The following is a 25,087-nucleotide window of genomic DNA, read 5'->3' as shown; positions in this document are numbered from 1 at the left end:
GGCCCGCTGACCGAGTACCGCTGCCGGCCGGCCCAGGGAGAGCACCAGACCCGGGCCGGCCAGGCCACGGTGCGTCCGCTGGTCCAGCGGCACCGACCGGTGATCGCACAAGCTACGCTGGTCGGCGGGCCGTGACTGGCGCTGAGGTGGAGTACCACCGGGGAGCGGTCTGACGAACGGGTCTTTGCCGCGCGCCTGGGCGATTGTGTCAACAACGCTCAGGAGGAGCACATGTCCCAGGCCCAGCTCATGGACGGCGCCGGTCTCGCGCGGCGCATCGTCGAGGAGACCGCCAAGCGTGCGGCCGTCCTCAAGGACCGTACGGGCGCGGCTCCGTGTCTGGCGACGGTGCTGGTCGGCGAGGATCCCGCCTCGGCCACCTATGTGCGGATGAAGCAGAACCGCAGCCGCAAGGCGGGTATCGAGTCGAGGCACGTCGCCCTGCCCGCCCACACCACGACGGCCGAACTGATCGCCACGCTCGATGCGCTGTCCGGCGACCCGACCGTGCACGGCATCCTGCTCCAGCACCCGGTCGGACCGCACATCGACGAGCGCGCGGCGTTCGAGGCCATCACGCCGGAGAAGGACGTCGACGGTGTGACGCTGAGTTCCTATGCGGCGATGAGCTTCGGCCTGCCGGGCTTCGTGTCCTGCACGCCCGGCGGCATCATGCGGCTCCTCGACGAATACGACGTGGACCCGGCCGGCAAGCGGGCCGTCGTCGTGGGCCGCAGCGCGATCCTCGGCAAACCGGTCGGCATGCTGCTGCTCGGGCGCGACGCGACGGTGACGTACTGCCATTCGCGTACGGAGGATCTGTCCGCTGTGGTGCGCGAGGCGGACATCGTGGTAGCCGCCGTGGGGCGCGCCCGGCTGATCCGCGGTGAGGACATCAAGCCGGGAGCCGTCGTGATCGACGCGGGCTACAACTCCGGGAACGTCGGCGACGTCGACGTCGACACCGCCGTCACCCGGGCCGGTCTGATCACCCCCGTGCCGGGTGGCGTCGGCCCGATGACGATCGCGGTCCTGCTGGAGCAGACGGTGACCGGGGCCGAGCGCCAACTCGGCATCTGAGCACACACTTCGGGGACTTCGGGGACTTCGGGGACTTCGGGGTCGATCAGCGCATCCACGCGCGGTACGACATCACGTCGCCGGCCTTGACGCCGTACTCGGGATCGGCCTTGGTGACCGTGTCCTCAAGGCCGAGAACAGCGCCGGTCGCCGGGTCCAGGATCAGCATCCGGCGGCCGGAGTGGGCCTTGTCGTCGTACATGTACGCCTGTCCCGTGCGGCCCAGCCGGTCGGTGACCGCTCCGGCCGGGCGCAGTCCCCTCGCGTCGGCGAGGACACGGGCCAGCGCGGCGCTCTCGCGGGCACCGAGCGTCCAGTTGTCCAGCAATTCGGCGACGGCGTCGAGGAGTTGCGTCGTGTCCCTCGCCTCGATCGGGTCGATCTCCTCGAGGTAGGCGCGCAGCCGCGCGGCGTCGTGCGGCGGTCGCGCCCGGGGCGGCGCGTCGCTCCAGCTCGGCGGGTAAGCCTGCCTGCTCAGCACATGGCCGTCCTCGACCGTGCGCGGGACGGAGTCGGCGTCGGTGATGACCGGCTTGCCGGGATGGCGCGGGTCGGTCGCCACGACGAGTTCGGTGTGACTGCCGTCGGCCTTCCAGCGGACGACGCGTTCCTCGGGGAGCGTGATCGGCGGCCGGGCCCCGGGTCCCGAGGTCATGCTCAGGCTCCACGTCTGGACGTGGGTGCCCTGGCGCAGCGGGAGCGAGCTGTCGGATGCCGCCGCGCGGTCGGCGAGCCGGTCCAGGGGGACGGGGGTGGAGCCCGCCTCGATGACCAGCGGGCGCGGGGCGGCCACGGCGGGGGCGGTGGTCGGTCCCGACAGCGTGAGGGCGAGGACGACCACGCCGACGGCCGCCGCGGTCCCGACGCTCCAGAGCCAGCGGCGCAGCGGGCGGGGGCACGCACTGTGCAGCAGGTGGTTGAGGCGCCGCTCGGCGTGCTGATCCAGTGGGCGGTCGTGAAAACGGGGGTCGGCGGACGGCACCGGGTTGGCGCGGCGCAGCAGTTCGAGTTCGTCAGCCATGGCCGTGCTCCTTCGGGGTGTCGCGGCGGGGCGCTTCGCTGCCGGCGGCCACGGTGATCTGCAGGCGGTCGATCTCGGCTCTGAGGCGGCGGCGGGCGCGGTGCAGACGCATCGCCGCGGCGCGGTTGCCACAGCCGAGGGCGACGGCGACCTCGTCGACGCCGAGCTCCTCCCAGGCCGTCAGCCGCAGTACTTCCTGGTCGGCCGGGGAGAGCCGGGCCAGCGCCTCGTGCACCCAGTCGCCCGGCGACTCGGAGTCGGGGCCCGCCACCACCTGCTTGCCGTGCGCACTCTCGTCGTTTCCGAGCCGGTCGACGAGCCTGCGGCGGCGCCCGTAGCCGCGTACGGCATTGGCCAGACAGTGGCGCGCCACCCCGTACAGCCAGGGAAGGGGGGACGGCGGGAGGTCGGACCGGCGCCGCCAGGCGACGGTGAAGACGTCCGCCACCACCTCCTCGACATCACTGCTCCGGCCGTCCAGTCGCCGCGCAACGTAGCGGCTGACCGCCCAGTAGTGCTCGCGATAGGCAGCGGCGAAGGTCTCGTCGTTGCTCATAATCCGTAGGTGTCCGGCAGGTTCGTGATTGTCACACCCGCCGATGTGACGCTCGTCGCTTCGCTCCAGTGTGACGGTGGCGCGGGCGCCGGACACAGGCGGGGCATGGAGAGCAACACTGTTACGGCGCTGCCCGCACCCCGTCCCGTGCGTGCCCGGCGTCCTGGACTCGCCGCGGTGAAGTGGCTGACCACCACCGACCACAAGACGATCGGCACGCTGTATCTGGTCACGTCGTTCGGGTTCTTCTGCGTCGGCGGGGTGATGGCGCTGCTGATGCGCGCCGAACTGGCCCGGCCGGGACTGCAGATCATGTCGAACGAGCAGTTCAACCAGGCGTTCACGATGCACGGCACCGTGATGCTCCTGATGTTCGCGACCCCGCTCTTCGCCGGTTTCGCGAACTGGATCATGCCGCTGCAGATCGGCGCGCCCGATGTGGCGTTCCCACGGCTCAACATGCTGGCCTACTGGCTCTATCTCTTCGGCTCGTTGATTGCCGTCGGCGGCTTTCTGACTCCTCAGGGCGCCGCTGATTTCGGATGGTTCGCCTATGCGCCCCTGTCCGACGCGGTGCATTCGCCGGGCATCGGCGCCGACATGTGGATCATGGGTCTGGCCTTCTCCGGCTTCGGCACGATCCTCGGCTCGGTCAACTTCATCACCACGATCATCTGCATGCGTGCTCCCGGCATGACGATGTTCCGCATGCCGATCTTCGTGTGGAACGTGCTGCTGACCGGTGTGCTGGTCCTGCTGGCCTTCCCGGTCCTCGCCGCCGCGCTGTTCGCCCTGGAGGCGGACCGCAAGTTCGATGCGCACATCTTCGACGCGTCCCATGGTGGCGCGCTGCTGTGGCAACACCTCTTCTGGTTCTTCGGGCATCCGGAGGTGTACATCATCGCGCTGCCGTTCTTCGGCATCATCAGTGAGGTCATTCCGGTCTTCTCGCGCAAGCCGATGTTCGGCTACATGGGGCTGATCGGTGCGACGATCGCGATCGCGGGGCTTTCGGTGACCGTGTGGGCCCATCACATGTACGTCACCGGTGGCGTATTGCTCCCGTTCTTCTCCTTCATGACGTTCCTGATCGCCGTGCCGACGGGTGTGAAGTTCTTCAACTGGATCGGCACGATGTGGCAGGGGTCCCTGTCCTTCGAGACACCGATGCTGTGGGCCACCGGCTTCCTGGTCACCTTCGTCTTCGGCGGACTGACCGGCGTGATGCTCGCCTCGCCGCCGATGGACTTCCCCGTCTCGGACTCGTACTTCGTGGTGGCACACTTCCACTACGTGATCTTCGGTACGGTCGTCTTCGCGATGTTCTCCGGATTCCACTTCTGGTGGCCCAAGTTCACCGGCAGGATGCTCGACGAACGCCTCGGCAAGATCACCTTCTGGACCCTGTTCACCGGCTTCCACGGCACCTTCCTCGTCCAGCACTGGCTGGGCGCCAATGGAATGCAGCGCCGGATTCCCGACTACCTGGCGGTGGAAGGCCTCACGACCCTCAACACGGTGTCGACCATTTCCTCCTTCCTGCTCGGCCTCTCGTTCCTGCCGTTCTTCTACAACATCTGGAAGACAGCCAAGTACGGCGAGAAGATCGAGGTCGACGACCCATGGGGGTACGGCCGTTCGCTGGAGTGGGCCACCTCTTGCCCGCCGCCGCGGCACAACTTCCTCACCCTCCCGCGCATCCGGTCCGAGTCCCCGGCCTTCGACCTGCACCACCCCGGAATCACTGCCTCGGGCGTGCAGTTGGAGACAGCGGCGAAGGGACTCCGATGACCGCCATGGACGACCGCCCGCTGGAGGCGGATGCACTGATCAGCGAGCTCGAAGGCCACCTGCTCATCGAGGCCGCCCGCGCCGAGGGACGCGCCGAGGCCGTCCGCTTCACCCGCTCACTGGCCTGGCTGACGGACACCCAGCGGGAGGAGGTGGAGGCCCGCTATCAGGAGAACTATCTTGCGCTCACCCGGCGTTCCTGGGAGCGCACCGCGCAGCGCGGCAGGGAACTGCGGGTCGAATACGAGGAGAGATACCGCTCGCTGCGACGGCGGCTGTGCGCAGGAGTTCTTCTCGGCACCGCGCTGGCACTGATGGCGGTCGTGCTCGCGACTGTGCCGAACGGCTGGGGCGCGTAAAGATCTACCGGTCCGGGCCCCGCCGCGACGGCGACTCCCGCAGGTTGATCACGATGCGATCTGCGCTCTGGAGCCACCCCGAATACGGCAACGACTTCGTGGTGTCCTGCTCGCATGGAACGGCTGATCCGGCACGGCCGGTTTCAGGGCCAGGCGATCTCGCCATGGCGGGAGACGAGGCGGCCGGTGCCACCGCCGGGCTCCTCGGTGGCGAGGGCGACGATCGCGTCCGTGCCTTCGGTGACCGTTTGCGGGCCGCTGTGACCGTTGAGGTCGGTCGCGGTGTAGCCGGGGTCAGCGGCGTTGACGCGGATGCCCTTGAGCCCCTTGGCGTACTGCGTGGTCAACATCGTCAGCGCCGCCTTCGAGGAGGTGTACAGCGGCGCGATGACGTGCGACTCGGGCCGGCCAGGATCGTGGGTGAGGGCGAGGGAGCCCATGCCGCTGCTGACATTGACGATCACGGGGGCGTCCGAGCGGCGCAGCAGCGGCAAGAATGCGGCGGTGGTGCGGACGACGCCGATGACGTTGACGTCGAGGACGGCGCGGGCGTCGGCGGCGGTGAGGTCGCTGGGATCGCCGAAGGGGCCGTGCACACCAGCGTTGTTGATCAGGACGTCGATCCTGCCCTCGTGTTCGGCGACGTTCGCGGCCGCGGCGGCCACGGACGCGTCGTCGGTCACGTCGATGGGGACGTAGCGTGCGCCGAGCGCGGCGGCGGCCTCCTCGCCCTGCTCGCGGTTGCGGGCACCGACGAGCACGGTGTGGCCACACTCGATCAGGCGGCGGGCGGTCTCGCGGCCGAGACCCTTGTTGGCTCCGGTGATGAAAGTGATCGTCATGCGTTCGATACTGGTCCCGACGAGGACGGCGGACCAGGGACGCTTCGACGGTAGGAAAACCAGTACCACCCTCGCGCCCACACGCACGACCGGAGATGCAGGAGGATGGAGCAAGAGGTCTTCATTGCGGCCGGACAGGATGTCTTCCTGGTCATTGAATATCTGCCACAGGATCCCGAAGACGTTCCCGAACTCGCGCCAGAGCTCCACTGTCTCCTTCCCGACTCCCGCGAGTTCGGCGGCCATTGCCGTGACCATGCTGAAGGGGGCACCGGATTTCCCTCGGTACGCCGTGATCTGGTCGGCGACCACCCCCAGCGGGTTCGCCTCGGCGGTGGGTACCCACGCCTCCGCTGAGGTCACCGAGTTGGCCCTCGGTCGCGGTGATCCAGCACTTCGCTATCTCGGCCGACAGCACACCGCGCACGGGCTCGGGAATCCGTCCCGACCGAACGACGAGAAGAGGCAGCGGATTTCCGCAGATGACCGCCGCCAGCCGCGCCTCACTCTCGCTGAGGTCACCGGCGACGAACGCGCCCTGCCCATCGGCCAGGTCGTCGAGGTAGCACGCCGAGGTCCACCACAGTTCATGGACGACTGCCAGCGGAAGAGCCGGTTCCAGAAGGCCGGTCTCGGCGGCGTGGACGATCACCGGGTTCGACGAGGTCTTCTGGGCCGCGCGGCTCGTCGCGCTCGGTGTCGCGCCCGGGGCCCTGCCCCTGCGCGGGCTCGGCTCCGCCCGGCCGGCGTCGGCTCTCGTGAGGGTGACGAGGGATCCGTCATATCGGCTGCGCGCAGGCACTGGCGGCTCGCATCCGTGCCGAGGACGGGGTGGGGCCGGTCCTCGACACGGTGCACCGGCCGACGGCCTGAGGTACGTGAGGTCTCTCGCCCTCCTCTCCGCCCCCGGCCCCTGTCGGCCTCGTCCTCCAACGCCGGACGGGGCGAGATCCGCGAGCCCGAGATCGAGCGGTGGTGAGGGAAGCCCGAGCCGATGAGGTTCGCGGCATGTCGTGCACCGCCCCTGCCCATCCGTCCGCCTCGCCGGACGCGAGGGGTCTCCGCAGCCGGTCGCGAAGACCCTGGAGGAGCACGTCGAGGGGCATACCCCGGGCGAGGACCACGTTCACCTCGTGGCCGGGGAAGGAGTCCGGTATCCGGTTGGTCATGCCGGGCACCCCGGATGCGGGTCTGACAGTCGGCCGCTGCCCGGACGCCCGCCGTCAGGGCGCCCCGCCCCTTCCCGCCGGACACCACCCCGCCGGTCGCAGAATGCCCAACAGCTGCCGCACCAGCTCCTCCACCACCTCGTCGAGGGTCGCGTCCACCCACCCGGCCCGCCAGTCGTGGAGCAGACCGTTCACGCTGCCGATGAACGCGGTCGCGGCGATCCGGTAGTCGCGCGGCGCCGCCTCGCCGAGTGCCGCCGCCGCAGCCGCCTCCGCGCAGATGAAGTCCACCCAGCGAGCCCGACGCGCCAGGCGTTGCTCCTCCAACCGGGGGCTCACGCCGATGATTTCGACGAAGGTGATGCGGATCCGCCGCGGATCGCTCGTCACGTTCGCGGCATAGGCGCGGAAGATCGCGGTGGCGCGCTCGGCGAGCGGCAGGTCTCGCTCCCGCGCGTCGGCGAGCGCCGCGAGGGCGGCGTCCTCGGCCCAGTCGTTGACCTGGAGGTGCAGCGCGGCCAGCACATCCTCAAGAGTCCGGAACTCCTCGTAGAACTGCCGCGTCGACAGCCCCGCCGCCTCGCTCAGCGCCGCGACGGTCGTGGACCGGAACCCGGGGCTGTCACCGAAGAGTTGGAGCGCGGCGTCCAGGAAGCGTGCGCGCCGCTCGGCCTGCCGCTCCTCGGCGGTCCTGCCCCCGTAACGGCCGGTCGGCTGTTTGAGCCTGCCCGCCACACGTTCCTCCCTTGCCGATCCGACGAACTGTTCGACTCTCCGACGATTTTGTCGTGTACGGACCCTTGTGGAGAGGGGCACCCCCTCCTTACTTTCCAGTAAGTCCACTCTGAACGCGGCCGTGTTCAGACTTTCGACGCCACTGCTTGTCATGCTCTCGGCACTCGCTCCCCCGCCTACGACAAGGACCCACCATGTCTGTCCGACTCACCAGGTCCGCTCGCGGACCCAGACATCTCAGTTCCCTCGCCGCCGCCCTCGCCCTCACCCTCGGCGGCACAGCAACCGCTGCCGGCGCGCAGGCCTCCGCCGGCGAGCTGCGCGAGGTGATGTTCGTGGGCAACAACTGGGACGGCACCGCGGACGTCATCAAGTCCACCGGTGACTTCGCCAAGATCGGCCGGATCAACGTCATCCCCGACAAGAACGAACGACTCGCCGCGATCAACGCCGATCCGATCAAGTGGGCCTACTTCATGGCCATTCGCAACGGGGTCGGCGAGGGCCACGACCAGTTCGTCGACGACATGTACTCCACGCCCGACGGCGACTCAGTGGTCGTGTCCCGTCCGAGTTTCGCGGACGTCGTCTCGATCGACCTCGCCACCGGACACATCAACTGGCGCTTTCCCGTGTCCGGTTACCGCTCCGACCACATGGCCGTGTCTCCCGACGGCACGCGCGTCGCCGTCTCGGCCTCGACCGCGAACACCGTGCACGTCCTGGACATCCGCACCGGCAAGCAGCTCGGCTCCTTCGCCACCGGCGACAAACCGCACGAGAACATCTTCACCCGCGACGTCAAGTACATCTGGAACATGGCGATCGGTGACGTCAACACCGCTCTCGACGACCCGTGGCTGGACTGGACGAAGGGCGACCGGCGCATCACCGTCGTCGACGCGACCACCTTCAAGCAGGTCAAGGTGATCGACATGCGGCAGCGGCTCGACGCGATCGGCCTCACGGACTACTCCGACGCGGTCCGGCCCGCCGTCTTCAGCCCCGACGAGTCCAAGCTGTACTTCCAGGTGTCGTTCTTCAACGGCTTCCTCGAGTACGACGTCGCCTCCGACAAGATCACCCGGGTCAAGACCCTGCCGAAGAATCCCGCGACCAGCACCGACCGCACCACCTGGGTCAACGACTCGCGCCATCACGGTATTTCGATGAACCCCGCCGGAACGAAGCTGTGCGTCGCCGGGACCATGGACGACTACGCGACCGTCGTCGACCGGGCCACCCTGCAGGAAGGACCGCTCGTCACCGCCTCGAAGCCGTACTGGGCGACCGTCAGCGGCGACGGCAAGGACTGCATCGTCTCCGAGAGCGGCGCCGACCAGGTCACCGCCATCGACTTCGCCACCGGGCAGAAGACGGTGTCGGTGCCGGTCGGCGACCACCCCCAGCGGGTTCGCCTCGGCCATGTGGAGTCGAACTGGCCGGGTCCCTCGGCTAGCTGACCGCCGCCGCGGCCCACGACGCCAGTTCGGTCCGGGCCGCGCTCAACAGATCGGCGGACGGCGCCGTCGCCCCGTTCGTGACCAGCGCGTAGTGCAGAGTCCTCGAGCCCGGTGCGGTGAGCAGCAGACGGCGGCTGCCGGTGCCGCCCGGCTCGGGGGCGACCCCGATCGGGGTGGTCGTGGTGTAGGCGGGCGGGGAGATGGTCGCGCCGAGGTCGGACACCACGGTCGTGGCCGAGGTCGGGAAGGACGCCGGCAGGTGGAGTTCCGTGGGGGCCGCGCCGCCGTCGGAGCGCCACAGCAGCAGCCCGTACTGCCCCGATCCCACCAGCTGGGAGACATGCGGCAGGGACGAGGGAACCGGGTTCCAGGTCAGGGTGGTGGAGCCGTCGCGGGAGCGGTCCTCGTAGGTGAAGGCGACCGTGGTGCCCGCGGTGGCGCTCGGGTAGAGGCGGTCCAGGAGGCGCGCGTCCTGGCGCAGCACGGCCGTGCCCGAGTCGTCCAGGCGGACGGCGGAGAGGTCCTCGTCGTTCCAGGCGTCGCCGGAGGTCAGGACCTTGTCGGGGTTGTCGTTCATCAGCTCGTGATGGCGGCCGCTGTAGATGTCCCACTGCCACTGGGTGCCGGAGAGGACCGGTCCGGAGGATGCCGCCCTGGACCACCAACTGGAGCCCGGCAAACGGGAGTCGAGGGCTTGATACATCGCCTTGACGACCGTGGGGGCCTTGTCGGAGACGGATCCGGACAGCGGGTGGCCGAATTCGCTGACGACAGCCGTCGTCCCCGCCGCCGAGGCCCGGTCGCGTACCGTCCCGAAGTCGGTGGCGTACCGACCGTCCCCCGCCTTGCCCCACATGAGTATGCCCGAGATCGCCTTCTGGTCGTAGAAGTGGGTGTTGAACACATAGCGCGAGCCCAGCGTGCCCGCGTCCAGCAGGCCGCCCTCCTGCCTCCGGGAGGCGATGTTGGCGTTCCAGAAGAGGTTCGGTTCCACGAAGGCGGGCTTGTCCTGCCAGCCCGCCGCGTCCATGCGGGCCCGGAACTTCACATGGAAGGGCCAGAGGACGTCTCGCTCCCACGTGCGGCTGTTCTGCCCGGAGTCGTACGTGCCCGCGTACGGCTCATTGAAGGGGTCGACGCCGACCACGCCCGCGAATTCGGCGGTGGTGAGGTGCTGTTTGACGTAGGCCATGGTGGCCTGTGCCGTGTCGAGGAAGGCGCCCTGGACACCATGAGCGTTGTGCCAGAAGTCGTACGACGCCTGCTTGACGGCCCCGTTCTGGGTGATGTTCTGCCCCCAGAAGAGACAGATCCCGCACGACTCCTGGGGGTAATTGCCCGCGTCCACGGCCCACTTGGGGGCGCCGTCGCCGCTGTACCAGCTGCCCGTGTTGAAGAGATAACGGGAGTAGAGGTCCTGGTGGAAGTCGGGGAACACACGGATTCCCGCGTCGAGGAAGGCGCGCAACTGGTCGGTGGCCGCGGCGAGATAACTGCTGTCGACCTGTCCGCGCACGGGTTCGGCGTGCGCCCAGGAGAGCAGGAAACGTACGGAGTTGGCGCCGCCGAGGGCACGCAGTGCGGTAGCGGACTTCTTGGCGTCGGCGACCGAGGCGAAAGGCAGTCCGGTGTTCTCCTCCAGCTTCGTTTCGCCGGAGACGTTGTAGCCGCGCAGCACGACCTCGCGGCCGAGGCCGTCGGTGAAGCGGCCGTTCGCGACGGTGAGGGTGGCCGACGCCTGGGTGTCGAACCACCGCGAGTCGGGGAGGGGGTCGGCGGCCGCGGGCTGTGCGCCCGTGGCCGTCAGCAGGCCGGTGATCAGCACGAGAACGCCGAGCAGACGCGCACGTAACTTCGACATGTCCACTACAGTCCCGTTCGCATCAGGACGCGTCAACGGTTCTGACTTATGAGTAAGGTTCTACTTCTTCCGTCCGTCTCATAGACCTCGTACGCCCCATTGGTCTCAACTGCCGACCCGACGCGTCATGTTCAGCAGGTACTCCTTCCGGTCGAGCGGGTTGAGGTCGGTCCGCGGACGGTCCGGGACCTCGCCCCGCACGACCGGCGCGTAGTGGTCGAAGGCGCACTCCAGCTCGCCCTCGCCACGCGTCAACCCCGGTAGCTGGCGCTCCAGTTCATGCACCCGGGCGACCGGGATCACGCCTTCCAGCACACACGACACGCCACGGATCCCCGTGGTCTGCGGCACGGCGCGCTGTTGCGCGAGCACGGGCAGCACCGCCGCGAGCGTGTCCGCCGGGGCCTCCACGCGGAACCGGTGCATCGGCTCGTACACCTGACTGCCCGCTTCCCGGAGTGCGCTCATCACCACCAACGGTGTCAGGCCCCGGAAGTCGGCGCCGGTACTGGACATGCTCTTGTCGAAGCCCTGGTGTGCGTGGCTCTGCCGCGGCGAATAGCCGGAGTGGGTCATGGTGACCGTGCAGTCGGTGACCTGCCACCCGTGGATTCCCTGCCCCAGCGTCTCCTTCACGGTGTCCTCGACCGCCTTGAAGAACGCGTACGGCATCGCACCCAGTTCGACCTCCAGCCGGAATTCCACACCGGAATCGAGGGGCGCCGGATCGATGCGCAGTCCGACGGTCGCGAGAAACGGATTGGGGTCCTTCTTGTTGAACTCGACCGCCGCACCGGTGCCCACGGGGCGTTCGATGCACAGGGGTGTCGTCTCGCGGAACACCACGTCGATAGCGAATTCGTCCGCCAGTGTCGCCTGGATGACCTCCTTCTGCACCTCGCCGTAGAGCGACACGGAGATCTCCTTGCGGATCTCGTCGTGCCGGAGATTGATCAACGGGTCCTGTTCGGCGAGTTGGGTCAGCGCGAGATGCAGGGCACCCTTGCCGGCCGCACGGCAGGGTACGACGACGGTTTCGAGCGTCGGCGGGGAGAAATGGTGCTCGTCCGCCGACGATTTCCGCGGTACTCCGATGACGTCGCCGATACGGATGTCGTTCAGCCCCCAGAGCTTGCCGATCCGCCCCGCCGTCACCGCCCCCTCCCCCGTGGCCGAGCCCTGGTCGAAGACGCTGGTCGCGGTGACCTTGCCCTTCTCGCCGTCGCGGAAGGTCAACCGGTCGCGCGTACGCAGCGTCCCGGAGAACATCCGCGCGTACGCGATCTTCTCCCCCGCGGATCCGCGCTCGACCTTGAAGACGCCGGCCGAGACCGGGCCGTCGACATCACCCTCCGCCGAGGGCAGCAACTCCTTGATCCCGGAAATCAGTTCCGCGATGCCCGCGCCCGTCATGGCCGAGCCGAAGAACACGGGGTGCACCAGGGCCTCCCGCGTCTGCCGCACGAGAGCGGCGCGGAGCCGGTCGTACGACACTCGGCCCTCGCGGCCCTCGACATACGCGGCGAGCAGGTCGTCGTCGTGCTCGGCGAGCAGATCGAGAAGAGGCGCCCGGAGGCCGGCGTCGTCGAACGGGGTGAAGCGAGCCTCGCGGATGCCCGGTTCAGCCACCCGGCCCATCGGGATGATCGCCGGGGTGAGTCGCGCGGAGATCGCCTCCAGTACACGGTCGCACCGCGCTCCGCGGCGGTCGATCTTGTTCACGAAGACGAGCGTGGGAATCCGCAGCCGCTGGAGTGTCCGCATGAGCACACGGGTCTGCGCCTGTACACCCTCCACGGCCGAGACGACGAGTACGGCGCCGTCGAGCACGCTGAGCACCCGCTCCACCTCGGCGATGAAGTCGGGGTGGCCAGGGGTGTCGATCAGATTGACGGTGACGTCGTCGATCGCGAAGGAGACGACGGCGGACTTGATCGTGATGCCACGCTGTCGTTCCAGCGCGAGAGAATCGGTCTGGGTGTTTCCGTCGTCGACGCTGCCGATCTCGTCGATGACCCCGACCGAGTGCAGGAGCCGCTCGGTCAGGCTTGTCTTACCGGCGTCTACGTGCGCCAGAATTCCCAGGTTGAGCATATGCACCGGGCGTCATGTCCTTTGAAGTGGGAGTGATTCCTTCCTGGGTGGACATGAGCGGTGTGCGCATTGCTGCTCCTCGATCTTGGTCGACGCGTCCCTCGTAGTGCAGCAGCCGACGGCCCCCGGCGGCAACGGATTAACGCTCAACAAATGCGTGCCGTAGCGCTCGCCCCCCTCGACAGGCGGCCTTAGAGTGACGCACGTCACGTAAAATGGCTGATACCCCTCACCTGGCTCTCTGGGAGGGCACATGACCCGCATTTCGGTGAAGGTGGACGGCACCACGTACGAGGACGAGGTCGAACCCCGCCTCCTCCTGGTCCACTACCTGCGAGACCGCCTCGGCCTGACCGGCACCCCCATCGGCTGCGACACGTCGAACTGCGGGGCCTGCACGGTCGACCTCGACGGGGAGAGCGTCAAGAGCTGCTCGGTGCTCGCCGTCCAGGCCGACGGGAGCGAAGTGACGACGGTCCAGGGACTCGCCCGGGACGGAGAGTGGCATCCGCTGCAGACGGCGTTCCACGAGCGGCACGCCCTGCAGTGCGGCTACTGCACACCGGGAATGATCATGGCCGCCCGGGATCTGCTCCGCGAGAACCCCGATCCGACCGCGGACGACGTGCGCCAGGCCCTGGAGGGGAACCTCTGCCGGTGCACCGGCTACCAGAACATCGTGCGCGCGGTCCTGGCCGCCTCCGGTCAGGAGGTCACGACATGACCGACCAGATCACCGAGCGTGAGGTCGGCCGCTCCCGGCCGCGCAAGGAGGACGCCCGTCTCGTCACCGGCCAGACCAACTGGACGGACAACATCAGCGTCAACGGACTGCTGCACCTGGCGATTCTGCGCAGCCCCATGGCGCACGCCCGCATCGACCGGGTCGACGTGGCACCCGCGCGCGAGCGCCCCGGCGTGGTCGCCGCCTTCAGCGGCCGTGACCTGGCCGAAGGCCTCGGCTCACTGCCCTGCGCCTGGCCGGTCACCGAGGACATCGTCCTCCCGGACCACCCGCCGATCGCGGTCGACGAAGTCCGCTACGCCGGCGACCCGGTGGCCGTCGTCGTGGCCCGCGACCGGTACGCCGCCGCCGACGCCCTGGAAGCCGTCGAGGTCGACTACACACCCCTGCCCCCGGTCCTCGACCTGGAGGCCGCCCTCACCGAGGACGCCCCGCTGGTCCATGCCGACAAGGGCACCAACCGCTGCTACGTCTGGCCCCTCGCCACCGGTGAGGACTACGCCTCGGTCCGGCAGCGCGCGGACGTGGTCCTCAAGCGCCGCTATGTGCAGCAGCGGCTCATCCCCAACGCGATGGAGCCGCGAGCGGTGGTCGTGACGCCACTGGCCGCCTCCGGCGAGTACACCGTCTACTCCGCCACCCAGATCCCGCACATCCTGCGCATCATGCTGTCCATGGTCACCGGCGTCCCCGAGCACAAGCTGCGGGTGATCGCCCCCGACGTGGGCGGCGGCTTCGGTTCCAAGCTCCAGGTGTACGGCGAGGAGGCCCTCGCACTCGCCGTGGCGCGGCGGCTGGGCCGCCCCGTGAAGTGGACCGAGTCACGGTCCGAGGGGTATCTCGCCACCCATCACGGGCGCGGGATGATCCAGGACATCGAGATCGCCGCCACCGACGAGGGCAAGCTGCTCGGCCTCAAGGTCGACCTCCTCGCCGACATGGGGGCGTACCTCATGCTCGTGACGCCGGGCATCCCGATCCTGGGCGCCTTCATGTATCCGGGGATCTACAAGATGGACGCGTACGACTTCACGTGCACCGGCGTCTTCACGACCAAGACGCCCACGGACGCCTACCGCGGCGCCGGGCGTCCCGAGGCGACGTACGCCATCGAACGGATCATGGACGAGCTGGCCGTCGAACTCGGCCTGGATCCGATCGAGTTGAGGCGGCGCAACTGGATCCGCCACGGGGAGTTCCCGTACACGGCCGTCGCGGGGCTGACGTACGACAGCGGCAACTACGAGGCCGCCACCGACAAGGCGCTCGCGCTCTTCGGATACGACGGGCTGCGCTCCGAGCAGCAGAAGCGCAACGAGCACGGTGACGTGGTGCGGCTCGGCATCGGTGTGTCCACGTACACCGAGATGTGCGGGCTCGCGCCCAGCCGGGTGCTGCGGGATCTGCGGTACGCGGCCGGAGGCTGGGAGGCGGCGAGCATCCGCATGCTGCCGACCGGCAAGGTCGAAGTGGTCACCGGCACCAGTCCGCACGGACAGGGGCATGTGACCTGCTGGAGCCAGATCGCCTCCGACGTCCTGGGAGTGCCCTTCGAAGACGTCGAAGTGGTGCACGGCGACACCAAGGCGGCGCCGCAGGGCATGGACACCTACGGCTCGCGCTCGCTCGTCGTCGGCGGGGCCGCCGTGCACCACGCCGCCCGGAAGGTGGTGGAGAAGGCTCGGAAGGTGGCCGCGCACCTCCTCGAAGCGAGCGAGCACGACCTGGAGTTCACGCACGGCGTGTTCTCCGTGAAGGGCTCGCCCGAGGCGTGCAGGACCATCCAGGAGATCGCCTTCGAGACGTTCTCCTCGCACGACCTGCCCGACGGCATGGAACCCACCATCAACGCCGAGCACCTGGTCGACCCGGAGAACTTCTCCTACCCGCACGGCACCCATCTGTGTGCCGTCGAGGTCGACACCGAGACCGGCCGGACCACCATCCGCAGTTACGTCTGCGTCGACGACGTCGGCCGGGCCGTCAACCCGATGATCGTCGAGGGGCAGGTGCACGGCGGAGTCGCGCAGGGCATCGCGCAGGCGCTGTACGAGGAGGCGGTGTACGACGACGAGGGCAACCTGGTGTCGGGCACCATGGCCGACTATCTGGTGCCCTCGGCACCCGACCTGCCCGAGTTCGTGACGGACCGGACGGAGACGCCGGCCACCTCGAATCCCTTGGGCGCCAAGGGAGTCGGTGAGGCGGGGACCATCGCCTCGACGCCCGCGGTCGTCAACGCGATCGTGGACGCGCTGCGGCCGCTGGGGGTGACCGAGGTGGCGATGCCCTGTACGCCGCTGCGGGTCTGGGAGGCCATCGAGCAGGCTCGTTCCGGAAAGGACGGCTCAGCATGATTCCCCCGGCATTCGAGTACGCCAGGCCCGCGAGCGTCGAGGAGGCCGTGCGCACCCTCGCGGACGCGGGCGAGGACGCGAAGGTGCTGGCCGGCGGCCAGAGCCTGCTGCCGCTGCTGCGGCTGCGGCTGGCCTTTCCCGAACTGGTCGTCGACGTCGGCCGCATTGCACAGCTGCGCGGGATCCGCGAGGACGAGGGAACGCTGATCATCGGCGCGATGACCTCGCACCACGACGTCATCCGCGATCCACGGGTCCGCCGGCATGCCGGGCTGCTCACGGCGGCCACGGCAACGGTCGCCGACCCCGCCGTCCGCCATCGCGGCACCCTCGGCGGTTCGCTCGCGCACGCCGACCCGGCCGGTGACCTGCCCGCCGTGATCCTCGCGCTCGACGCGACGCTGATCGCGGAGGGCCCGGCGGGACGGCGTGCCATCCCCGCCCGCGAGTTCTTCGTGGACTATCTGCAGACAGCGCTGCACCCGGATGAGCTTCTGGTGGAGGTGGAGATACCGACGGTCGACGGCTGGGGTTTCCACTACGAGAAGTTCCACCGGGTCGCACAGTCCTGGGCCGTGGTCGGCGTGGCAGCACTGGTGCGGCGCGACAACGGGCACATCGCCGAGGCCAGGATCGGGCTCACGAACATGGGCTCGACACCGCTGCGCGCCGGGGCCACCGAAGAGGCACTCGTGGGCGCCGCGGCACCGGGCGCGGTGCAACGGGCTGCCGAGGTGGCGGCAGACGGGACGCACCCGTCGTCCGATCCCTCGGCCTCGCCCGCGTACCGCGCGCACCTCGCCCAGGTCCTGACCAGGCGGGCGGTGCTGGCCGCCGGCGGGATGGGGTGAGGAGCCCATCACCGGCATGGTCGTGGACGGCTTGAACGGTCCGGACGAGGTGCGGGCCCGACTGGAGAAGACCGGGTACCTCGTCGACGACGGGCTGGCCGTCGCCTGTTTCCTGGCACTGCGGCTGCACCGGCCGATCTTCTGCGAGGGCGACGCGGGCGTGGGCAAGACCGCGCTCGCGTCCGCCCTCGCCGAGGCGATCGGCGCTCCGCTGATCCGGTTGCAGTGCTACGAGGGCATCGACGCGTCGCAGGCCCTGTACGACTGGGACTTCCCGCGCCAGCTCCTGCACCTGCGGGCCGCCGAGGCGGCGGGCATCACGGACGCCGACCGGCTCGAAGGCGAGCTGTACGACCGGCGGTTCCTCATCACCCGGCCCCTCCTGCAGGCGCTGGAAACCCATCCGTCCGTGTTGCTCGTCGACGAAGTGGACCGCGCGGACGACGAGTTCGAGGCGTTCCTGCTGGAGCTGTTGTCGGAGTACGCGGTCACCGTTCCCGAACTGGGCACGCTGCGCGCCGAGTCACCGCCCGTCGTCGTCCTCACCTCCAACCGCACCCGCGAGGTGCACGACGCCCTGAAGCGACGCTGCCTCTACCACTGGTTCGACCACCCCGGCTTCGCCCGCGAACTCGCCATCGTGAGACGGAGGTTGCCGGAGGTCACCGCCCGGCTCGCCGAGCAGGTCACCGCGCTCGTCCAGGCCCTGCGCACCGAGGACCTGCTCAAACCGCCCGGGGTCGCGGAGACGATCGACTGGGCCGAGGCCCTGCACGCGCTGGGTGCGACCGAGGTGGACGCCGAGCTGGCGGTGGCCACGCTGGGATCGGTGCTGAAGTACCGCGAGGACGCCGAGCGCGCCCGCGGTCTCGACCTGACGTCGATCCTTTCCGCCCGGGGGGCGTAGGACCATGGGACGCGAGGGCACCGTCGACGCGTCCGCCGTCCTGGTCGGGTTCGCCCGAGCCCTGCGCACGGCCGGTGTCGACGCCGCGCCCGACCGCGTACAGGCCTTCCTCGGCGCGCTCGGTCTCCTCGATCCGGGCGCGCGATCCGATGTGTACTGGGCGGGACGGCTCACCCTGTGCGGGAGCCAGGACGATCTCGAACGCTACGAACGGGTCTTCGCGGCCTACTTCGGCACGAAGACGCAAGGCACCCCGACGCGGTCCACTCCCCCGCCACGCCTGCGCCTGGCCGTCCGCGACGCCGGTCCCGTGCCTCCCACGGCGACGCGAGCCCCGGAGGACGCCGTACCGACGGCCACGCTCGCCAGCTCCACCGACGTGCTGCGCCATCGCGACTTCGCCGGGCTCACAGCGGCCGAGCGGGAGCAACTGCGGCGGCTGCTGGCCGCCTTCCGGCTGCGCGGCGAGGTGCGGCGCTCCGCGCGGCGGCACCCGGCGCGGCGTGGCAGCGTGGATCCGGGGCGTACCGTACGGGAGATGCTGCGGCGCGGTGGTGAGCCGGCCCGGCTGCGACTGCACGCCCGGGCCGAACGCCCGCGCCGGGTCGTGCTGCTCGTGGATGTGAGCGGCTCGATGGCCCCCTACGCGGACGCGCTGCTGCGGTTCGCGCACGCGGCCTCGCACGGCACCGGCACGGAGGTCTTCACCATCGGCACCCGGCTGACCCGGGTGACCCGCGAACTCACGCACCGCGACCCCGACACGGCCATGGCGGCACTCGCAGCGGCGGTTCCCGACTGGCGCGGCGGCACTCGGCTCGGCGAGATGCTGCGCGGCTTCCTGGACCGCTGGGGCCGACGGGGCATGGCACGCGGCGCGGTCGTGGTGGTCCTCTCGGACGGCTGGGAGCGTGGCGATCCGGCCCTGCTCGCGGCCCAGATGCGACGCTTGCACCGGCTCGCGCACCGGGTGATCTGGGCCAATCCGCGCAAGGCCCGTCCCGGCTACGCGCCCCTGGCCGGCGGGATGGCGGCGGCGCTGCCGAGCGTGGACGCCTTCGTCGAGGGGCACAGCCTGGCCGCGCTGGAGCGTCTGGCGGCGGTGGTGAGAGGAGCGGACCCTTGAGGAGAACGGGATCCTGCGGACAGGGTGAGGCCGTGAGGAGAGCGGGATCCTGCGGACAGAGTGAGGCCGTGAGGAGAACGGGGTCCCGCGGAAATGGCGGACCTCCGAGATGCACCGTGCCCTTCGGAAAGGGCGGATCCTTGAGGCAGACGCACCCCGCGGTGAAGGGAACGAGCGATGCGTGACATCCTCCCGGCGCTCAACCAGTGGTACGCGGCGGGGTCGCCGTTCGGGCTCGCCACAGTGGTGTCGGTGAGCCGCAGCGCGCCCCGCGACCCGGGCGCGGCCATGGCCGTGGGCCCGGCCGACGAAGTCGTGGGCAGTGTGTCCGGCGGCTGTGTGGAGGGCGCGGTCTTCGAGCTGGCCCAGGACGTCGTGCAGTCCGGCGAGGCGCGTGTGGAGTCCTTCGGGTACAGCGATGAGGACGCGTTCGCCGTAGGGCTCACCTGCGGCGGCGAGATCACGCTGCTCGTCCGCCGGGTGTCCCCCGCCGACGACCCGTCCTTCGGCGCGGTGGCCGAGTCGGTGGCCGCGGGCCGCCCGGTGACGGTGGCGACGGTGATCGACGGACCGGCGCCGCTCGGGGCCACGCTCGCCGTATGGCCGGAGGAGGAGTCGGGGACCCCCTCCGGTGGGGTGTCGGGCTCCCTCGGGTCGCCGGGTCTGGACGTCGCCGTCGCCGCCGACGCGCGCGGTGAGCTGGCCCAGGGCGCCACGATCCGGCGGCACTACGGGCCGCACGGCGAGCGCCGCGAGGACGCCGTCACGGTCTTCCTCAACTCCTTCGCGCCACCGCCCCGCATGCTGGTTTTCGGCGCGATCGACTACGCGGCCGCGGTGGCCCGGATCGGTGCCTTCCTGGGCTACCGGGTCACGGTGTGCGACGCCCGGCCGGTCTTCGCCACGCCGAAACGGTTCCCGGAGGGCGTGGACGTGGTCGTCGACTGGCCGCACCGCTATCTGAGCGGTACGACGACCGACGCGCGCACCGTGATCTGCGTCCTCACCCACGACCCGAAGTTCGACGTGCCCCTGCTCGAGGAGGCGCTGCGCCGCCCGGCCGCGTACATCGGGGCGATGGGCAGCCGTCGTACGCACGACGAGCGGATGAAACGGCTGACCGATGCCGGTCTCTCCGAGCGTGATCTGTCCCGGCTGCGCTCGCCCCTCGGCCTCGACCTCGGGGCCCGTACGCCCGAGGAAGTCGCCGTGTCGGTCGCCGCGGAGATCGTCGCGCTGCGGTGGGGCGGCAGCGGAGCGCCCCTGACGGCGACGGGCGGGGCGATCCATCCGAGGTAGCCCGAACCAGGAGCGGCCGCAGGAGCCCGATCCACAAGTGTTCCCGGTAGCTCGATCCAGGAGGAAATGATGGATCTGCACCACGAGTTCACAGTCCCCGTCCCGGTCGAGGACGCCTGGCGGGTGCTCCTCGACATCGAGCGGGTCGCCCCGTGCATGCCGGGCGCGACGGTCGATGACTACGACGGCAAGACCGTGACCGGCTCGGTGAAGGTGAAGGTGGGCCCGATCACGCTGACATACCGGGGCACCGCCGTCTTCGAGGAACAGGACGAGGCGGCGCACCGGATGGTGCTGATCGCCGGCGGCAAGGAGTCGCGCGGCCAGGGCACGGCACAGGCCAGAGTCACGGGCACACTCAGCGAACGCGACGGCGGCACGGCCGTGTCGGTGGAGACCGATCTGACGGTGACGGGGCGTCCGGCACAGTTCGGACGCGGGGTCATGGCGGAGGTGGGCGACAAGCTGGTGGGGCGGTTCGCGGACTGTCTCTCCGAGCGCCTCCAGGAATCCGGCCGCCCCGAAGAAGCGCCTGGCGGCGCCGAAGAAGCGCCCGACCGAGCCGCGGAACCAGGCCGACGCGAAGAATTCGAGCCGCTCAACGCGCCCTCGGTCGCGGTGCGCTCCGAGGCGGAGCCGATCGACCTGATCAGGACGGCGGGGATGCCGGTCGCCAAGCGGTTGGTCGTGGCGGTCGCCGCGGCCGTCGCCGCGGCACTGGTGTTCTTGCGCCTACGACGCCGTCGGCGCCACTGAGCCGGTCAGCCGACCACATCGCGGTGATCGGCGATCACCTGCTCCAGGTGGTGCAGCGCCGCGGTCACCCGAGCAGGGTCCTTCTGGAAGAACGGGTCGTCCGGCACGGGCAGGGATCCGGCGAGCGCCCAGCCGCGCCCCCGCGCCCAGGTCGCGTCGTCCAGATCGAGCGCGGCGCGGAATGCGCCGCGTGCCTGGGCGGGCAGGAACATCCACGCGGGCAGCAGATCGACGGCAGGGTCGCCCACGGCGAGCGTCCCGAAGTCGATGACCGCGCTCAACCGGCCGTCGACAGCGAGGAGATTGCCGGTCGCCAGGTCACCGTGGATCCACACCGGCGGCGCCTCCCACGCGGGCGCCGCGAGCGCCGCTTCCCACACCTCCGTCACCGCGTCGGTGTCGACCATGCCCTTGAGCGCCTCGATCTTGGGGCGGACCCGCGCTTCGGCCGCCAGGGAGTCCCGCTCGTCCCCCATCGGCACACCGCGGAACGCGTTGCTCGGCTCGGGGCCGGGACCGCCGGTGGCGTCGAGTTCGTGCAGCGCGGTGATGAACTCGGCGAGCTGCACGGCCGCTGCGACCGGATCGACCAGGCCTTCCGTCGTGGCCGTCTCCCCCTCCAGCCATCGGTAGACGGACCAGGGGTAGGGGTACCCCTCCCCCGGCTCTCCCTTCGCCACCGGTTCGGACACGCGCAGCGGCAGGTGCGGCGCGAGACGCGGCAGCCACGTGTGCTCGCGTTCCACCTGGCCGACCCAGTGGGAGTAGCGCGGCAGCCGTACGGACAGGTCCTCGCCCAGTCGGAAGGTCGCGTTGTCCATGCCCGACAACGGGACGGGTGACAGGGGCAGTTCCGCCCACTGGGGGAACTGCCCCGCGAGCAGACGGCGTACGAGATCGGCGTCGATCAACACGCCGCCATCTCACTGGGCGCGGCCGTCAGCCGTCCACTCCATTAACCGGTGCGCGGCGGCAGTCGGTGCAGTGTGACGTCGGTGAGCCCGCCGTCCGCCGCTGTCGCGGTCATGTAGGTGCAGTGGGGCTGACGGCGGCGGTCGGTCGGCGAGCCGGGGTTGAGCAGGCGCAGGCCGGTCTCCGTTGTCGAGTCCCAGGGGATGTGGCTGTGCCCGAAGACCAGGACGTCGAGGTCGGGAAAGCGCTCGGCGCAGCGGTGTTCGCGGCCCTGGGCGGCACCGGTCTCGTGGACGACCGCGAAACGCAGGCCGCCCAGTTCGGCGCGGGCGACCTCGGGGAGGCGGGCGCGCAGGGCCGGGCCGTCGTTGTTGCCGTACACGCCGAGGACCGCGCGGGAGCGGTGCTCCAGCAGGTCGAGGGTGGCGGTGTCCACCCAGTCGCCCGCGTGCACGACGACGTCGGCGAGCGGGAGTTCGGCGAGGAGCTGTGCAGGCAGTTCCTTCGCCCGCTTCGGGAGGTGGGTGTCGGACATCAGCAGAAGACGCACACCCTCAGGGTGTCACTCCCCCGTGATTCCGCAGCGTGCACCCACGCCCCACCGCGCACGCGGTCACTCCAACAGGACCTCGCTCCACACCTGCTTCCCGCCGCTCACCGGCACCGTCCCCCAGGCCGCCGACATGGCCTCGACGAGGAGGATGCCGCGGCCGCCGGTGGCCTCCCAGCCGATGCTGGTGGGCTTGATCGGCGTGCGCGGCGAGTTGTCGGCGACCGAGACCCGCAGCCGGTGGTTGATCAGGGTGAAGTCGAGCCGGACCTGGCCGTCGGTGTGCACGAGGGCGTTGGTGACGAGTTCGGAGACGACGAGGAGTACGGCGTCCAGGTTGTCGCTCACGCCCCAGGTGCGCAGGGTGCGCCGGGTGAAGCGGCGGGCGTGCCGGACCGCCTCGGGGACGCGCCAGACGGTCCAGCTCTCGCGGAGCGGGCGCGTCGCCAGGCCGTCGTAGCGCATCAGGAGCAGGGCCACGTCGTCGCTGCGGTTGGCGCCGGCGAGCAGTGCGTCGGCCACGAGTCCCAGGTGGGCGGGGTCGGAGCGGGAAAGTTCCGAGGCGAGCCGGTTCAGGCCGTCCTCGATGTCGACCTCGACGGACTCGACGAGACCGTCCGTGGTCAGGGCCACGATCGTGCCGGGCTGGAGCCGCAGAGGGGTCATCGGGAAGTCCGCCTGGGTGACGACGCCGAGCGGCGGGCCGCCCTCGGACTCGGGAACCTCGGTGCGGCCGTCCGGGTGACGCAGCACCGGCGGCAGATGTCCGGCGCGGACGTACCAGGCGGAGCCCTCCTCCATGTCCACATCGACGTAACAGCAGGTGGCGAAGAGGTCAGTCTCGAGGTCCATGAGGAGACGATTGGCGTGCGAGACCACCACGTCCGGGGGATGCCCCTCGATGGCGTAGGCGCGCAGCGCCGTGCGCATCTGGCCCATGAGGGTCGCGGCCGAGGCGTTGTGTCCCTGGACGTCACCGATGACGAGGGCGACGTGGTTGTCGGGCAGCGGGATCACGTCGTACCAGTCGCCGCCGACCTCCAGACCCGCCGTGGTCGGAAGGTAGCGGGCGACGGCGACCGCGCCGGGCAGCTGGGGCAGGCGGCGCGGGAGCAGCGTGCGCTGGAGCATGCCGATGAGTTCGTGTTCGGCGTCGAAGGCGTGGGCGCGCATCAGCGCCTGCCCCGCGAGACCCGCGGCCGCGGTGAGCAGGGCGCGCTCGTCGGGGCCGAAGTCGTGCGGGCTGTCCCAGCCGATCAGACAGGCACCGGCCATGCGTCCGCCGGCGGGCAGCGGCAGGACGGCGAGGCCGCCGGGGCCGACCTCGGCGAGCGCCGGCTCCAGGGACGCCCCGGCGGGCCAGATGGCGGGCCGCCCCTCGCTCAGCGCCGCGGCGAGCGTCGGCATGGCGCGGACCGGCGCGTCCGGCCACTCCGAGCGCCATTCGGTGCGCCACAGCTCGGGCCAGGACTCGGGCTCGGGCGGGTCGAGGACGGTGACGACGAGTCGGTCGCCCTCCAGTCCGGCGAGGGCGATGCGGTCGGCCCTGAGGGGCTTGCGCAGGGCGGCGACCACGGCCCGGCCGACGTCGCGGACGGTGCCCGCGGTGGCGAGGGCCGTGGCGAGCCGCTGGACGCGGGCCACGTCGTTGACGCCGGAGCGCAGCTTCGAGGCGTCGAAGACCGTGCCGACGAGTCGCGCCGGGCGGCCTTCGCCGCCGGGCAGCAGGCGGGCGCGCAGCCGCAGCCAGCGCTGTCCGCCGGACGGCTGCAGAATCCGGAACTCCAGCTCGCGGTCGCCGATGGACATGTGGTCCGGTTCCACGGCGGACATCAGCGAGGGCAGGTCCTCCGGCACGGTCATCGACAGCAGCGTCTCCACCTTGCCGTCGAAGTCGTCCGCGTCCAGGCCGAACAGCTCCAGCATCTCGTCGTCGACCTCGACGTGCCCGGTGTCCATGGCGAGGCTGAAGGAGCTGGCGGGCAGGTCCTCCATGTCCTCCGCCTCGGCGGGCGGCGGGCAGACCACGGCCTCGGCCAGCAACCCCAGGTACTCCCGGTCCTCGGAGCCGAAGCCGCCCGGGTTCTCGCTGATGGCGATCAGGCAGCCGCCGTCCCGCAGCGGCAGCGCCCCCAGCGCGAACTCCTGGGACGGAAGCCGCCGGGCGTCCGCGCAGCGGCCGAGTTCCTCCGGGCCGAGCCACAGCGGCCGGCCCGAGCGGTGGGCGTCCACCGCGGGGGACCGGCCGGAGAGGGGATAGCTGTCGCGCAGCCCGTACAGCATCCTCGGCAGCCCGGCGGACTCGGCCAGGTGCAGTTCCTCGCCACTCTCGCTCGGTGAGTACACCGCCGCCAGGGTCGCGGTGGTGTAGACCAGTGCCTGTTCGAGGACGCGGCGCAGCCGCTCGCGCGGCTCCAGGTCCGTGGTGAGCGTCTTGAGGGCAAGTTCGGCACGCAGCGTTCTCGTTCTGCGTTCCGCAGCGCCCTCACTGACCACGTCCGCAATTACAGCGCTTCCGGGACGCTCGCGCAGCCCCTGTGACCGTTCCGAGCCTGTCGGGCCTGCGACTCGCTGTCACCGCGCGGCTTCTCGGCGCCGTGCGGGATCCCGGGT

The 25,087-nt window shown here is 70.3% G+C and carries 20 protein-coding genes and 1 riboswitch; of the genes, 11 read left to right on the top strand and 9 right to left on the bottom strand.

Annotated elements, in window-relative coordinates; translation table 11 throughout:
* The first annotated feature begins 121 nt into the window (after nucleotides 1–121).
* Nucleotides 122–208, top strand: a riboswitch (ZMP/ZTP riboswitch).
* Between the two features lie 23 nt (nucleotides 209–231).
* Complete coding sequence (locus OG390_RS47280) at nucleotides 232–1,080, top strand: bifunctional 5,10-methylenetetrahydrofolate dehydrogenase/5,10-methenyltetrahydrofolate cyclohydrolase (protein ID WP_406176735.1); 849 nt, start codon at nucleotides 232–234, stop codon at nucleotides 1,078–1,080.
* Between the two features lie 46 nt (nucleotides 1,081–1,126).
* On the opposite strand, the gene OG390_RS47275 is transcribed toward OG390_RS47280, so the two are convergent.
* Nucleotides 1,127–2,101 (bottom strand): CU044_5270 family protein, encoded by a 975-nt coding sequence (locus tag OG390_RS47275; protein WP_406176733.1) that lies wholly within the window; start codon nucleotides 2,099–2,101, stop codon nucleotides 1,127–1,129.
* Entirely contained in the window at nucleotides 2,094–2,657 is a 564-nt protein-coding gene (locus OG390_RS47270) for an RNA polymerase sigma factor (protein ID WP_406176731.1), read from the bottom strand. The genes OG390_RS47275 and OG390_RS47270 overlap by 8 nt, the downstream gene beginning before the upstream one ends.
* 105 nt (nucleotides 2,658–2,762) lie before the next feature.
* Here OG390_RS47270 and ctaD point away from each other — a divergent pair, with 105 nt between their 5' ends.
* Nucleotides 2,763–4,448, top strand: coding sequence for a cytochrome c oxidase subunit I (gene ctaD, locus OG390_RS47265; RefSeq protein WP_406176729.1), 1,686 nt, complete (start codon nucleotides 2,763–2,765; stop codon nucleotides 4,446–4,448).
* Entirely contained in the window at nucleotides 4,445–4,807 is a 363-nt protein-coding gene (locus OG390_RS47260) for a hypothetical protein (protein ID WP_406176728.1), read from the top strand. Before ctaD ends, OG390_RS47260 begins: the two co-directional genes overlap by 4 nt.
* Before the next feature lie 143 nt (nucleotides 4,808–4,950).
* On the opposite strand, the gene OG390_RS47255 is transcribed toward OG390_RS47260, so the two are convergent.
* Nucleotides 4,951–5,649: an SDR family NAD(P)-dependent oxidoreductase gene (locus OG390_RS47255; RefSeq protein WP_406178291.1), complete on the bottom strand. Its 699-nt coding sequence runs from the start codon at nucleotides 5,647–5,649 to the stop codon at nucleotides 4,951–4,953.
* Between the two features lie 1,223 nt (nucleotides 5,650–6,872).
* Complete coding sequence (locus OG390_RS47250; protein WP_406176726.1) at nucleotides 6,873–7,553, bottom strand: TetR/AcrR family transcriptional regulator; 681 nt, start codon at nucleotides 7,551–7,553, stop codon at nucleotides 6,873–6,875.
* A 194-nt stretch (nucleotides 7,554–7,747) separates the two neighbouring features.
* Between OG390_RS47250 and OG390_RS47245 the strand changes: the two genes are divergently transcribed.
* Complete coding sequence (locus OG390_RS47245) at nucleotides 7,748–9,016, top strand: YncE family protein (RefSeq protein WP_406176724.1); 1,269 nt, start codon at nucleotides 7,748–7,750, stop codon at nucleotides 9,014–9,016.
* Here the strand turns inward: OG390_RS47245 and OG390_RS47240 are convergent.
* Together OG390_RS47240 and OG390_RS47235 are read right to left on the bottom strand one after the other, a co-directional pair.
* Entirely contained in the window at nucleotides 9,009–10,877 is a 1,869-nt protein-coding gene (locus OG390_RS47240; RefSeq protein ID WP_406176722.1) for a cellulase family glycosylhydrolase, read from the bottom strand. The genes OG390_RS47245 and OG390_RS47240 overlap by 8 nt on opposite strands.
* Nucleotides 10,878–10,982: 105 nt before the next feature.
* A complete protein-coding gene (locus tag OG390_RS47235; protein ID WP_406176720.1) occupies nucleotides 10,983–12,977 on the bottom strand; it encodes a GTP-binding protein in 1,995 nt (664 codons plus the stop codon).
* A 247-nt stretch (nucleotides 12,978–13,224) separates the two neighbouring features.
* Here OG390_RS47235 and OG390_RS47230 point away from each other — a divergent pair, with 247 nt between their 5' ends.
* The 7 genes from OG390_RS47230 (at nucleotide 13,225) to OG390_RS47200 (ending at nucleotide 21,012) form a co-directional block, all read left to right on the top strand.
* Nucleotides 13,225–13,695 (top strand): (2Fe-2S)-binding protein, encoded by a 471-nt coding sequence (locus OG390_RS47230; RefSeq protein WP_406176718.1) that lies wholly within the window; start codon nucleotides 13,225–13,227, stop codon nucleotides 13,693–13,695.
* A complete protein-coding gene (locus OG390_RS47225; protein ID WP_406176716.1) occupies nucleotides 13,692–16,073 on the top strand; it encodes a xanthine dehydrogenase family protein molybdopterin-binding subunit in 2,382 nt (793 codons plus the stop codon). The genes OG390_RS47230 and OG390_RS47225 overlap by 4 nt, the downstream gene beginning before the upstream one ends.
* Nucleotides 16,070–16,924, top strand: coding sequence for an FAD binding domain-containing protein (locus tag OG390_RS47220; RefSeq protein WP_406176715.1), 855 nt, complete (start codon nucleotides 16,070–16,072; stop codon nucleotides 16,922–16,924). Before OG390_RS47225 ends, OG390_RS47220 begins: the two co-directional genes overlap by 4 nt.
* A 16-nt stretch (nucleotides 16,925–16,940) precedes the next feature.
* Nucleotides 16,941–17,831, top strand: a complete 891-nt coding sequence (locus tag OG390_RS47215; protein ID WP_406176713.1) for an AAA family ATPase — start codon at nucleotides 16,941–16,943, stop codon at nucleotides 17,829–17,831.
* 4 nt (nucleotides 17,832–17,835) lie between these two features.
* Nucleotides 17,836–18,957: a vWA domain-containing protein gene (locus OG390_RS47210; RefSeq protein WP_406176712.1), complete on the top strand. Its 1,122-nt coding sequence runs from the start codon at nucleotides 17,836–17,838 to the stop codon at nucleotides 18,955–18,957.
* Between the two features lie 177 nt (nucleotides 18,958–19,134).
* A complete protein-coding gene (locus OG390_RS47205) occupies nucleotides 19,135–20,256 on the top strand; it encodes an XdhC family protein (RefSeq protein ID WP_406176710.1) in 1,122 nt (373 codons plus the stop codon).
* A gap of 69 nt (nucleotides 20,257–20,325) precedes the next feature.
* The gene (locus tag OG390_RS47200) at nucleotides 20,326–21,012 is read left to right on the top strand and encodes an SRPBCC family protein (RefSeq protein ID WP_406178290.1); all 687 of its coding nucleotides are present in this window, start codon (nucleotides 20,326–20,328) and stop codon (nucleotides 21,010–21,012) included.
* A gap of 5 nt (nucleotides 21,013–21,017) precedes the next feature.
* Here the strand turns inward: OG390_RS47200 and OG390_RS47195 are convergent, their stop codons facing one another.
* The 3 genes from OG390_RS47195 to OG390_RS47185 all read right to left on the bottom strand — a co-directional run bounded on the left by OG390_RS47195 (nucleotide 21,018) and on the right by OG390_RS47185 (nucleotide 24,970).
* Complete coding sequence (locus OG390_RS47195; RefSeq protein WP_406176708.1) at nucleotides 21,018–21,926, bottom strand: aminoglycoside phosphotransferase family protein; 909 nt, start codon at nucleotides 21,924–21,926, stop codon at nucleotides 21,018–21,020.
* 41 nt (nucleotides 21,927–21,967) lie between these two features.
* Nucleotides 21,968–22,474 (bottom strand): metallophosphoesterase family protein, encoded by a 507-nt coding sequence (locus tag OG390_RS47190; protein ID WP_406176706.1) that lies wholly within the window; start codon nucleotides 22,472–22,474, stop codon nucleotides 21,968–21,970.
* A 63-nt stretch (nucleotides 22,475–22,537) separates the two neighbouring features.
* On the bottom strand, nucleotides 22,538–24,970 hold the full coding sequence (locus OG390_RS47185) for a SpoIIE family protein phosphatase (protein ID WP_406176705.1): 2,433 nt from the start codon (nucleotides 24,968–24,970) through the stop codon (nucleotides 22,538–22,540).
* Nucleotides 24,971–25,087: the final 117 nt, after the last annotated feature.

The sequence above is a fragment of the Streptomyces sp. NBC_00996 genome, assembly GCF_045162675.1.
Lineage (GTDB): Bacteria > Actinomycetota > Actinomycetes > Streptomycetales > Streptomycetaceae > Streptomyces.
The sequence above is the reverse complement of the archived record's forward strand: the minus strand, read 5'-3'. Positions and strand labels throughout refer to the sequence as shown.

Coding starts and splice junctions, on each gene's coding strand:
- OG390_RS47280 (WP_406176735.1), top strand. CDS start 232: ATGTCCCAGGCCCAGCTCATGGACGGCGCCGGTCTCGCGCGGCGCATC.
- OG390_RS47275 (WP_406176733.1), bottom strand. CDS start 2,101: ATGGCTGACGAACTCGAACTGCTGCGCCGCGCCAACCCGGTGCCGTCC.
- OG390_RS47270 (WP_406176731.1), bottom strand. CDS start 2,657: ATGAGCAACGACGAGACCTTCGCCGCTGCCTATCGCGAGCACTACTGG.
- ctaD (WP_406176729.1), top strand. CDS start 2,763: ATGGAGAGCAACACTGTTACGGCGCTGCCCGCACCCCGTCCCGTGCGT.
- OG390_RS47260 (WP_406176728.1), top strand. CDS start 4,445: ATGACCGCCATGGACGACCGCCCGCTGGAGGCGGATGCACTGATCAGC.
- OG390_RS47255 (WP_406178291.1), bottom strand. CDS start 5,649: ATGACGATCACTTTCATCACCGGAGCCAACAAGGGTCTCGGCCGCGAG.
- OG390_RS47245 (WP_406176724.1), top strand. CDS start 7,748: ATGTCTGTCCGACTCACCAGGTCCGCTCGCGGACCCAGACATCTCAGT.
- OG390_RS47240 (WP_406176722.1), bottom strand. CDS start 10,877: ATGTCGAAGTTACGTGCGCGTCTGCTCGGCGTTCTCGTGCTGATCACC.
- OG390_RS47230 (WP_406176718.1), top strand. CDS start 13,225: ATGACCCGCATTTCGGTGAAGGTGGACGGCACCACGTACGAGGACGAG.
- OG390_RS47225 (WP_406176716.1), top strand. CDS start 13,692: ATGACCGACCAGATCACCGAGCGTGAGGTCGGCCGCTCCCGGCCGCGC.
- OG390_RS47220 (WP_406176715.1), top strand. CDS start 16,070: ATGATTCCCCCGGCATTCGAGTACGCCAGGCCCGCGAGCGTCGAGGAG.
- OG390_RS47215 (WP_406176713.1), top strand. CDS start 16,941: ATGGTCGTGGACGGCTTGAACGGTCCGGACGAGGTGCGGGCCCGACTG.
- OG390_RS47210 (WP_406176712.1), top strand. CDS start 17,836: ATGGGACGCGAGGGCACCGTCGACGCGTCCGCCGTCCTGGTCGGGTTC.
- OG390_RS47205 (WP_406176710.1), top strand. CDS start 19,135: ATGCGTGACATCCTCCCGGCGCTCAACCAGTGGTACGCGGCGGGGTCG.
- OG390_RS47200 (WP_406178290.1), top strand. CDS start 20,326: ATGGATCTGCACCACGAGTTCACAGTCCCCGTCCCGGTCGAGGACGCC.